Raw genomic sequence first — 10,354 nt, 5'->3', positions numbered from 1 at the left:
TGATCGCCAAACGCATTCTGGGCCGCGACCGCACGCCGGAGAACGCCCCCTCCATCCTCGAGGAATATGGCAATACCTCATCGTCGAGCGTGGTGATGAATTTCGAGAAAAACTCGGATGACATGGAGCCCGGTGAGACCGGTATCATGTGCGCCTATGGTGCCGGTTACGGCGTCGGCGCAGCGGCCATAAGGAAGCGCTGATGCGTCACTACCTCGCCCTCGCCGCAGCCACCGGCCTGATCGCCTGTTCGCCCGATGGCACAGGCATGCAGGCGCCGACGGCCGAGGCTCCGGCGGAGCAGCAGGCCCCGGCGGCACCGGCAGTCGAGCGTGACGCGGCTGCACCAGCCGAGAAGACGTCGGGCCTGCCGGGTACGGACATCCGGATATTCGCGCTCGACTGGGTCGATGGCCGCCCGCAGATCGGCGCACCGGCTGGCGGCGTGATCCGCCCGGGCTATGACAATCAACCCTTCTTCACGCCCGATGGCACCGGCCTGCTCTACACCGCCGGCGATGATGCCAGCGGCGAAACCGATATCTGGCGCCTCGATCTGGCCAGCGGCGAGACTGCGCCGGTCACCCGCACACCGGATGAGAGCGAATACTCGCCGCGTGTGCCGCCCGGTGAAGCCGAGCTGTCCTATATCTACCAGCCGCCGGGGGGGTATGCCGGCAATGCCTATCTGGCCAATGCCGACAATTCAGACCGCCGGGCCGCCGAGGATCTGGCGCCGGTCGGCTATTACCTTTTCAGCGGCGATATGCGCCATGTCGTCACCTTTGCGCTGGGTGAGCCCAATACGCTGCAATTGATTGATCGTTCGGTCGAGCCGGAAATCGTGCAGGCTGTGGCTGACAATCCCGGCGGCGCCCTGGCCCGAACGCTGCACGGCGATGGTGCCTGGGTCACGCTGGAGCGGGCCGATGGTGGTTTTGCCGTTCACCGGCTCGACTTTGCCAGCGGCAGGCTGCGGGCGGGCTTTGACCTGCCCGGGATGGAACCACACTTCGCGCGCATCACCAGCCCGCTCTCGGGCATGTTCGCCTTTGACGGGTTTTTCTCGACCGCCGATGGCACCCTCTTCTATGGCACCGTCCCGGCGGACGCTGCGGCAACGACGCGGTCACCGGCCTGGGTTGAAATTGCCAGTCTCTCCGGCCTCGGCCTGAACGGTGTCACGCGCATCGCTGTCAGTGCGGATGCCGATCGCATTGCCGTCGTCGTCGCCGACCAGGACTGACCCACCACGACAATGGGCCCATCGATCACCCCGGAAGCGCGGACACCCGCCCGGCGCCCAGGAGAAGCCGCAGACCGTGTTGATCTCGATCCACATTCCCAAGACCGCGGGCACCGCCTGGCGCCTGATGATCGAGGCGAATGCCGGCCAGCAGGCGAGTTTCGTTTCGGTTGAGGCACGCGACCGCAACGACACCGCCACCCGCGCGCTCGCACTGATCGATTCCGGACAGGAGGATGAAGCGCGGATACTGGTTGAGGCGGCCGGGTGCCAAATGATTCACGGGCACCGGGCCGATGCCTTTCTCAAGCTTTTCCCCAACGCCCCGGCGATCATCTGGCTACGCGAGCCAAAGCCAAGATTATTGTCGGAATATACGCATCTGAAGACGTTCAGGCGGGAGGAAGGCAAGCTCGGGCAAGCCATTCATGCCGGGGAGGCTGATCTGGGAGATCTGGCGCGAGCCCGGAGCCAGATTTACACCCGGCTCGAGGCCCGGCTCAAAGAACACCCTGGCGGCTATATCGCGATGCTGACCGAGAGATCCGATCAAGCGGCCCGGACATTTCATGCGGCGCTCGGCTGGCGGGGCCGTCTGGCGCGCCGCAATGTCGCCCCCAGGATGTCCGGCGAGACGCTTGACGCCCTGGTCGATGGCCAGAATGAAGCGCTGGATGAGATTCTCGCCAGCGACCGGAGCATCCATGATCAATGGCGCCAGCTTTGGGATAGCGGCGAGGCGGGTGAGCGGGCCATGCAATTGCTGCAGGCGGGGCCTCGCCGGCAGCCGCCACCCCTGCGGCATTATTTGCGCCGCCTTGCCGGGATCGGAAAAGAGCGATTGGGCAGGGCGCTGGGCCGCGATTGGCGTTAGTGTATGTTTGCGGCGCTCGCCGATGATGTCTACAGGAAGCAGATGACCGTCGCTGGCACCCACAAAACGATTCCGGAAATCCAGTATCTGCGGATGATTGCCGTCCTGCTGGTGGCCATCGCCCACCTTTATCAAGCCAATGTCCGTTTTTTCCCACAGCCCCTGCTCGGCGATTTCGCCTATGCGGGATTTGCCGGCGTGGATGTCTTTTTCGTCGTCTCAGGCTTCATCATTCACCATCTCTACAGCCGCAAAGCCGCCCCCGGCTGGCGCTATTACGTCAACCGGCTCAACCGGATCCTGCCGCTCTACTGGTTCTTCACGGCCCTGGCCGTTGCGGGATACTGGGTGATGGGCGACAGCCTGACCAGCGACATCGGCGAACTGGACATCTGGTCATCCCTCCTCCTCCTGCCTACCGGGGCGCCGCCAATCCTGGTGATCGGCTGGACGCTGACGCACGAGCTCTATTTCTATCTGGCGTTCGGGTTGATGATGCTGGCCCCGCCGGCGATGCGTGGATGGGCAGCCGGCGTCTGGGCAGGCGCCAGCGTGATAATGGCGCTTCAATCTGAACCGCTGGCCTCGCCCTGGCTGACCCTGATTTTCAGCCCGTTCAACCTGCTGTTCCTGACCGGAACGATGCTGTCAGCGCATTACCGCCACCTCGACCGCTTCCGCTGGCCGCTGCTTGCTCTGGCCATCGCCGGCGCTGGGCTGGCCATGGTCTGGACCGGGTCGCAGGGCCTGGCAGGCATCGAAAACCGGACGATCCGCGTCGCGATCTTCCTGCCATTTGCGGTCGGGCTCAGCGGCAGCCTGCTGGCCTGGGCACCCCGATGGCCGAAGCTGGCCGCGCGCATTGGCGACTGGTCCTATTCGATCTATCTGAGCCATATCCTGGTGATTGGCGTCATGGCACGGCTTCTTGCGACCGCCGCGGCAGAGCGGGCCTGGTCTGGCTGGCTGCTTTACCCGGCCTGTCTCGCCGCTTGCCTTCTGGTCGGAGCGGTCAGTCATTACGGCGTGGAGCGGCCGATATTGCTGCGTCTCAAATCCCTGATCAACCAGACCAGAACGGCCGCGCCGGCCCGCGAAGCTGACTAGGGCCTGCGACCCGTCAGAGCGGTGTGGTCTCGGTGATCTTGTAAGTCAGATCATCACCATCGGCTTCATGGATGGTGAGATAATCACCGATCCGCATCGAATGCTCGCCGAGGCGGTAGACCGGTTCGTCCGGCCCCTCTTCCTCTTCATCATAGCGGAAGAACCAGCGTGAACCGCGGTGCGAGAGCCAGCCATCGGCGGTCTCGGTCGCATCGGGGGAGAAGCGGTCAACCGTGCACGCCGCCTTGTTGGCACGCCATAGCTCGGTGTCGAGCTTGCCATCCTTGTCGAGGGGCGCGATCACGACATAGCCGTGATGATCGTCACCGTCGGGAAAACCGGCATCCGGATTGCGGCCAAGGCGCATGACAACACGTGTAAGCGACATCGATTTCTCCAATGATGATTGTTTCCAGCCCCTGATGTATGCAGCCCTGCCGCCGCGCGCAACGGCGGCGATACTGCGACATCGCGGCGCAGACAACTGTGGACTAAGTTCAGCGCGCGGTGGCGAAGGCCAGACCGGTCTGCTATTTCCGCAACCCGCCGCGAAATGAGACCTCTGCCATGCCGCCCGCCGCCAAGACCAAGAAAGATGCCCCGCGCGCCTGGCAGCGCATGATCTCCGGCCGCCGGCTCAACCTGCTCGAACCCTCACCCTTTGATGTCGAGATCGAGGATATTGCGCACGGCCTCGCCCGCGTGGCGCGCTGGAATGGTCAGACGATGGGCGACCACGCCTTTTCCGTCGCCGAACACTCGGTCGTGGTGCTGGAAATCCTCGACCAGCTTTATCCCGGCACGCCGCATAAATGGCGCCTGGCGGCGCTGCTGCATGACAGCCCGGAATATGTGATCGGCGACATGATCAGCCCCTTCAAGGCAGCGCTGGGCGTCAATTACCGCGATTTCGAGGACCGGCTGGAAGCCGCCGTACACCTGCGCTACGGCCTGCCGCCGAAACTGCCCAAAGAGGTCAAGCGCAAGGTCAAGCGCGCGGATGTCTGTTGCGCCTATTTCGAGGCGACGCAAATTGCCGGTTTCTCGCACGCGGAATCCGTGAAATTCTTCGGCCGGCCGCCCGCCGATCTGGAGATCGAGATCAGACCCCTGCCCGTCAAACAGGCCCAGCAGCTCTTCCTCGACCATTTCGAGACCGTGCTCGCAGAGTTTGAAACCAGCTGATGACGACGGCCGGACAATCCATCGTCGTCGGCCTCAATGCGGTGATCCTCGCCGCCGATACCGAACAGCCGCAAGTGCTGATCGTGCCGCAGGCCGGCAGCGATGTCGCCCTGCCCTTCGGCCCGTTCGACCCGGCCGAACACCGCACGTTTGAAATCGGCCTGCGCCGCTGGGTCGCCGAACAGGCCCGCTTCCAGCTCGGCTATGTCGAGCAGCTCTACACCTTTGGCGATCGTGGCCGCGAGGCGCCGGTCGCGGCAATGTCGGGTCTGGAAGATTCGCGCATCATCTCGATCGGCTATCTCGGCCTGACCCCGGTTGCGGCACCGCCGCCCGAAGGCGGTGGCCAATGGCGCGGCTGGTACAGCTTCTTTCCCTGGGAAGACTGGCGCGCCGGCAAGCCGGAGATGATCGAAGCCGATATCGTGCCGCGCCTGAAAGCCTGGGCTGACGAGGCCGGAGCGCCGGGCGGCCGCGCCTCGCGCCATGACCGGGTCAAGCAGGCGTTCGGCCTTGATGGCGCCAACTGGAATGAACAACACGCGCTCGACCGGTTCGAACTTCTCTACGAGGCGGGCCTGGTTGATGAGGCCGAACGCGATGGCCAGATCGACGGGCCGCCAGCCGGTCCCAGGCTGGGCCAGGCGATGGCATCCGACCATCGCCGCATCCTCGCCACCGCCATTATCCGCCTGCGCGGCAAGGTGAGATATCGCCCGATCGTGTTCGAGCTGATGCCGGAACTCTTCACCCTCTCGGCGCTGCAGCAAGTCGTCGAGGGGATTGTCGGCTACCGCCTGCACAAACAGAATTTCCGCCGCGCCCTCGACCGTACCGGCTTTGTCGAAGGCACCGGCAAGATGGAAGCCCTGACTGGCGGCCGCCCGGCGGAACTCTTCCGCTATCGCCGCGAAGCGCTGGCCGGCCTGCCCTCGCTGGGCCTGGCCACACCGCGGCTCCAGGCGTGAGCGCTCCGGCCAGCCCACGCCCCTTCACCTATGATCCGCCACCAGCCGGCCCGCTGCCGATTGTGCATGTCGATGACCATATCCTCGTACTCGACAAGCCGGCCGGCCTGCTGACCGTCGCCGGCAATACGCCGGAGCTCGCCGATTGCCTCGAGGCGCGCGTGCTGGCCAGATATCCCGGCGCCACGATGATCCACCGGCTCGACATGGACACGTCCGGCCTGATCGTACTGGCGCTGAACCCCAGGGCCCATGCCCATATCGGCAAACAGTTTGAAAAGCGCCTGACGCGCAAATCCTATATCGCCCTCGTCTGGGGACAGATGGCGGCGGCGGCCGGCCGCGTCGACCAGCCGATGAAGTCGGACTGGCCCAACCGGCCCAAACAGCATGTCGACCCGATCGATGGCCGCCCGGCGATCACCGACTGGCAGGTGCTGGAGACCGGTGCCGACCACACGCGATTGCGCCTGATGCCGCTGACCGGACGGACGCATCAGCTGCGCGTCCACATGGCTTTTCTCGGCCATCCCATCCTGGGCGATAATCTCTACGCGCCTGAAGACGCGCTCGCCGCCAGCGAACGGCTGTGCCTGCACGCGGAGACGCTTGAATTCCGGCACCCCGATGGCGGCGAATGGATGAGCCTGCGCAGCGCGGTGCCGTTCTGAACGCACGCCCCCCGCGACGCTTCGCCCCTTGCTATGTGCTCATGGTGAGCATATAACCTCTCCCTGGATAGGCTCAATTCGAGCAAAAGGTGATTTCAGAATATCGGGATCGCCCTTTTTCGGACCTCTGTAATGCTCAATTCGAGCAAAAGTGAGTGATGATGGAAATTCTCGACTTCACCCAAGGCCGCGATCGCCAGACCGGCAATGACGGCTTCACCCCGGCGACGACCGGCGCGCCGGCCCTGCCCTATACGGACGAGGTCAAGGCGGCGACGGATCATCTCTATGAGCGCGTGAAAGACTTCGTCTCGCCGCTGGAATGGCCCGCCAAGGCACCGCTGATCCATGCGATCAACCAGCTGAAAAAAGAGAAGAATGCCGTCATCCTGGCGCACAACTACATGACCGCCGACATCTTCCATTGCGTCGGCGACCTGATGGGCGACAGCCTGGCGCTGGCCCGCATGGCCGCGACCAGCGATGCCGATATCATCGTCCAGGCCGGCGTGCATTTCATGGCCGAGACCGCCAAGATCATGGCACCGAACAAGAAGGTCCTGATCCCCGACACCCGCGCCGGCTGCTCGCTGGCCGCCTCGATCACCGGCGAGGATGTGCGCCGGATCCGCGCTGCCTATCCGGGCGTGCCGATCGTCACCTATGTCAACACCTCCGCCGAAGTGAAGGCCGAGTGCGATATCTGCTGCACCTCGTCCAATGCCGTCCAGGTCGTGGAAAGCCTTGGCTCCGACACCGTCATCCTTTTGCCCGACGAATTTCTGGCAAAGAATGTCGCGGCCCAGACCGATATCCGCATCCTGACCTGGAAGGGCTCCTGCGAGGTCCACGAGCAATTCACGGCCGGGGACGTGCAGGATTTGCGCGACGCCCATCCGGGTATCGTCATCATCACCCATCCGGAAAGCCCGCTGGAAGTCGTGCAGGCCGCCGATTTCGCCGGTTCGACCGCCGCCATGGCCGATTGGGCCAGGAAGAGCGGCGCCAAGCAGGCTGTGCTCCTCACCGAATGCTCGATGTCCGACAATGTCGCCATCGATGTGCCGGAGATCGAGTTTATCCGCCCGTGCAATCTCTGCCCGCACATGAAGCGCATCACGCTGGAAAACATCTATGACGCCCTGCGTCTGGAACAGCATGAGGTCACCGTCGAGCCAGAAATAGCGGCCCGCGCCCGCGCCTCGGTGCAGGCGATGCTCGATCTGCCAGCGCCGAAAACCCCGGCCTTCTTCGATCCGGCGAAACAGGAAAAATTCGTCGAGATCGTCGCGGTCTAGATCATGACCCGCCCCGTCCTCATCATCGGTGCCGGCATTGCCGGCCTCTGGGCCGCGCTGAAGCTGGCACCGCGCCGGGTGATCCTGCTGACGGGTTCACCGCTGGGTGAAGGCGCGGCCTCCGGCTGGGCCCAGGGCGGGGTGTCTGCGGCACTGGCCGGCGACGATACACCGGCCCTGCATGCCCGCGACACGATTGAGGCCGGAGCCGGTCTGGTCGATGCCGAGGCCGCTGAGGCTTTGGCGAGCGGTGCCGCGCAGGAAGTGCGCGACCTGGCAGCGCTGGGCGCGCCCTTCGAACGGGAGGGCGAGGCCTGGTCCCTGTCGCGCGAAGCGGCCCATTCGCGTCACCGCGTTGCCCGGGTCACCGGCGATGGTGCCGGCGCGGCGATCATGCAGACGCTAATCGCGGCCGTGCGCGTAGCAGACCATGTCGAGATCCGTGATGGCTGGGCTGCCACAGCTCTGATCCCCGATGCTGAAGGCGGCTGTGCCGGCGCCGTGGCCCGCTCACCGACCGGCGAGACCCTTCAAATCCTTGCCGATGAAACTGTCCTCGCCATGGGCGGTGCCGGCGGGCTTTTTGCGCTGACCACGACACCGGCCGGGGCCCAGGGGCAGGCGATGGCGATGGCGGCGCGGTTGGGTGCGATCATCCAGGACCCTGAATTCATCCAGTTTCATCCCACCGCCCTCAATGCCGGGCTTGACCCGGCACCCTTGTGCACCGAAGCCCTGCGCGGTGATGGCGCGACCCTGACCGACCGTTCCGGCCACCGTTTCATGAAGGCGATTCACACGGATGCCGAACTGGCACCGCGTGATGTAGTCGCCCGCGCCGTGCATCGACAGAATGCCGCCGGCAAGGGCGCCAGTCTCGATTGCCGCGCGGCGATTGGCGAGGCCTTCCCGAGGCGTTTCCCGGCCGTCTTCGCCGCCTGCCGCCAAGCCGGTATTGATCCACGCATCGAGCCCGTCCCGGTCGCCCCGACGGCGCATTATCACATGGGCGGGGTGGCGACCGATATTGACGGACGGACCTCCATCGCGGGCCTGTGGGCGATCGGCGAATGTGCCTCGACCGGACTGCATGGCGCCAACCGGCTCGCCTCCAATTCCCTGGCCGAAGGACTGGTCAGTGCGGCACGGGTGGCAAGGGTGCTGACAGACACGCCGGACCGGTCCGCCGCACCTGCCTCCGCGGCTGGAACAGCGCAGATTCCTCCCGCCCTGCCGCCACTCGCCCTGACCCGTCTGCGCCAGGCGATGAGCCGGCATTGCGGCGTTGAGCGCACGGGTGCCGGACTGGCCGAACTGAGCGCCCTGATCGAGGCGATGATCGAACGCCATGGCGAGGCCGATGCCCTGATCGCGGCGCGCTTCATCACGGCGGGCGCCATCGCGCGCACCGAAAGCCGCGGCGGCCATTTCCGGACCGACTTTCCGCAGACCAATGCGGTCGCCCGCCACACCCGCCTGTCGCTGGCTGATCTGACGCGTTCAACGGGCCCGGCCCTGGCGCACACCGCGCCGGCCGAATAGGTCCGCGACCCGGAAAGGAAGCTCATGCCCGTTTCGTCCATCACCGTTTCGCCCCTGCCCGATTTCCTCGTCAAGGAGGCCGTCACCCGTGCCCTGGCCGAAGACCAGGGCGGTCGCGGCGACCTGACCTCACTGGCCTGCATTCCTGCCGCCGAGGAGGCGAAATTCTACTTCAAGGCCCGCGATGCCGGCGTGTTCTGCGGCATGCAGCCCGGCATCGAGGCGATCTGGCAGATGGACCCGGATGCGCTGGTCAACTGGCATATCGCGGACGGGGAAAGCGTCGCCGCCGGCGATATCATCGCCATGGTGATGGGCAAGGCCCGCGCCTTGCTGGCGGCCGAGCGCATCGCGCTCAATTTCATGGGCCGGATGAGCGGGATCGCGACATTCACCCGGCGTTATGTCGATGCCGTTGAGGGCACAAAGGCGCGGATTGCCCACACCCGCAAGACCACGCCGGGCCTGCGCGCCTTTGAACTCCAGGCCGTCCAGGCCGGCGGCGGCGCCATGCACCGTTTCGGGCTCGATGACGCCATTCTGATCAAGGACAATCATGTCGCCGTCTGCGGCGGCGTCGCCAACGCCGTCCGCGCCGCGAAAGCCCATGCCGGCCACATGACCCGCATCGCCGTCGAGGTTGACCGGCTGGACCAGCTCGCCGAAGCCATCGAGGCCGGGGCGGAGAGCGTGCTGCTCGACAATTTCCCGCTGGCCGATCTTGAGGCCGCTGTCGCCCGGGCCGGCGGCAAAGTCACGCTGGAAGCCTCCGGCGGCGTCAATCTCGATACGGTCGGCGCCATCGCCAAAACCGGCGTCGATGTGATCTCGGTCGGCGCGCTGACGCATTCAGCACCGAATTTCGACATCGGGCTTGACTGGGACTGATCCCCGCCCGACATCAGCTTTGTTCAGGGAGGACTATCAGCATGTTCAATCACATCATGGTCGGTGCCAGCGACATCGAGAAGTCAAAGACATTCTATGACGCCGTGCTCGCCACACTCGGCGCCGGCGAGGCGATGCGCAATGTCGCCGCGACCGGGCATGTGAGGTATTTCTACCGCCATGACGGCAATACATTCGGCATCACCGAGCCGATCAATGACGAGCCCGCCAGCTGCGCCAATGGCGCCACGATCGGCTTCAAGTGTGACAGCCCGGAACAGGTAAAAACCTTCCACGATGTCGGCGTCGCCCATGGCGGCACCTCGATCGAAGACGCGCCCGGCCCGCGCACCGGCAGCATGGGTACCATGCACCTATCCTATGTCCGCGACCCGGACGGCAACAAGCTGTGTGCGCTCTATCGGGAGAAATAAGGCGAGGCGATCCGTTGTGGGTTTCGGTTCGGAGTCGTGGTTGAGAGCTGCGCTCTGGCCGCTGCACAGACACCTCACCTCCGGCGCGACGCGACCAGGACCACGACATTCTTCCCCCTGGGGAGAAGAGGGCTGAAGGGC

The 10,354-nt window shown here is 65.0% G+C and carries 12 protein-coding genes; 11 read left to right on the top strand and 1 reads right to left on the bottom strand.

The annotated features are described in order from the left end of the window. The 4 genes from ACN0YJ_RS13325 to ACN0YJ_RS13310 form a co-directional block, all read left to right on the top strand. A partial coding sequence (locus ACN0YJ_RS13325) for a 3-oxoacyl-[acyl-carrier-protein] synthase III C-terminal domain-containing protein (RefSeq protein WP_417496493.1) occupies positions 1-203 on the top strand: 203 nt, incomplete at its 5' end. Next, a complete protein-coding gene (locus ACN0YJ_RS13320; protein ID WP_417496492.1) occupies positions 203-1,246 on the top strand; it encodes a TolB family protein in 1,044 nt (347 codons plus the stop codon). The genes ACN0YJ_RS13325 and ACN0YJ_RS13320, both read left to right, overlap by 1 nt. 76 nt (positions 1,247-1,322) lie before the next feature. Further along, the gene (locus tag ACN0YJ_RS13315; protein ID WP_417496491.1) at positions 1,323-2,120 is read left to right on the top strand and encodes a hypothetical protein; all 798 of its coding nucleotides are present in this window, start codon (positions 1,323-1,325) and stop codon (positions 2,118-2,120) included. Positions 2,121-2,123: 3 nt separating this feature from the next. Further along, positions 2,124-3,227 (top strand): acyltransferase family protein, encoded by a 1,104-nt coding sequence (locus ACN0YJ_RS13310; RefSeq protein WP_417496490.1) that lies wholly within the window; start codon positions 2,124-2,126, stop codon positions 3,225-3,227. A 13-nt stretch (positions 3,228-3,240) separates the two neighbouring features. Here ACN0YJ_RS13310 and ACN0YJ_RS13305 read toward each other — a convergent pair whose 3' ends face one another. Continuing rightward, positions 3,241-3,615, bottom strand: coding sequence for a hypothetical protein (locus ACN0YJ_RS13305; protein ID WP_417477507.1), 375 nt, complete (start codon positions 3,613-3,615; stop codon positions 3,241-3,243). 179 nt (positions 3,616-3,794) lie between these two features. Here ACN0YJ_RS13305 and ACN0YJ_RS13300 point away from each other — a divergent pair, with 179 nt between their 5' ends. The 7 genes from ACN0YJ_RS13300 (at position 3,795) to ACN0YJ_RS13270 (ending at position 10,213) form a co-directional block, all read left to right on the top strand. Next, entirely contained in the window at positions 3,795-4,412 is a 618-nt protein-coding gene (locus ACN0YJ_RS13300; RefSeq protein ID WP_417477508.1) for an HD domain-containing protein, read from the top strand. Continuing rightward, complete coding sequence (locus ACN0YJ_RS13295) at positions 4,412-5,380, top strand: NUDIX hydrolase (protein WP_417477509.1); 969 nt, start codon at positions 4,412-4,414, stop codon at positions 5,378-5,380. Before ACN0YJ_RS13300 ends, ACN0YJ_RS13295 begins: the two co-directional genes overlap by 1 nt. Continuing rightward, entirely contained in the window at positions 5,377-6,051 is a 675-nt protein-coding gene (locus ACN0YJ_RS13290) for an RluA family pseudouridine synthase (RefSeq protein ID WP_417496489.1), read from the top strand. Before ACN0YJ_RS13295 ends, ACN0YJ_RS13290 begins: the two co-directional genes overlap by 4 nt. Before the next feature lie 158 nt (positions 6,052-6,209). Then, the gene (gene nadA / locus ACN0YJ_RS13285) at positions 6,210-7,349 is read left to right on the top strand and encodes a quinolinate synthase NadA (protein WP_417496488.1); all 1,140 of its coding nucleotides are present in this window, start codon (positions 6,210-6,212) and stop codon (positions 7,347-7,349) included. Between the two features lie 3 nt (positions 7,350-7,352). After that, positions 7,353-8,891, top strand: a complete 1,539-nt coding sequence (locus tag ACN0YJ_RS13280; RefSeq protein ID WP_417496487.1) for an L-aspartate oxidase — start codon at positions 7,353-7,355, stop codon at positions 8,889-8,891. Between the two features lie 24 nt (positions 8,892-8,915). Next, positions 8,916-9,779 carry a carboxylating nicotinate-nucleotide diphosphorylase gene (gene nadC, locus ACN0YJ_RS13275; RefSeq protein WP_417496486.1) on the top strand — a complete coding sequence of 288 codons (864 nt, stop codon included), beginning with the start codon at positions 8,916-8,918 and terminating at the stop codon, positions 9,777-9,779. Positions 9,780-9,820: 41 nt separating this feature from the next. Beyond that, the gene (locus ACN0YJ_RS13270) at positions 9,821-10,213 is read left to right on the top strand and encodes a VOC family protein (protein WP_417496485.1); all 393 of its coding nucleotides are present in this window, start codon (positions 9,821-9,823) and stop codon (positions 10,211-10,213) included. The last annotated feature ends 141 nt before the right edge of the window (positions 10,214-10,354 follow it).

Origin of the sequence: Maricaulis sp., from assembly GCF_048270095.1 — a bacterium.
Taxonomy (GTDB): Bacteria; Pseudomonadota; Alphaproteobacteria; order Caulobacterales; family Maricaulaceae; genus Maricaulis.
Note: the sequence above shows the minus strand (reverse complement) of the source record. Positions and strands in the feature narration are given on the sequence as shown.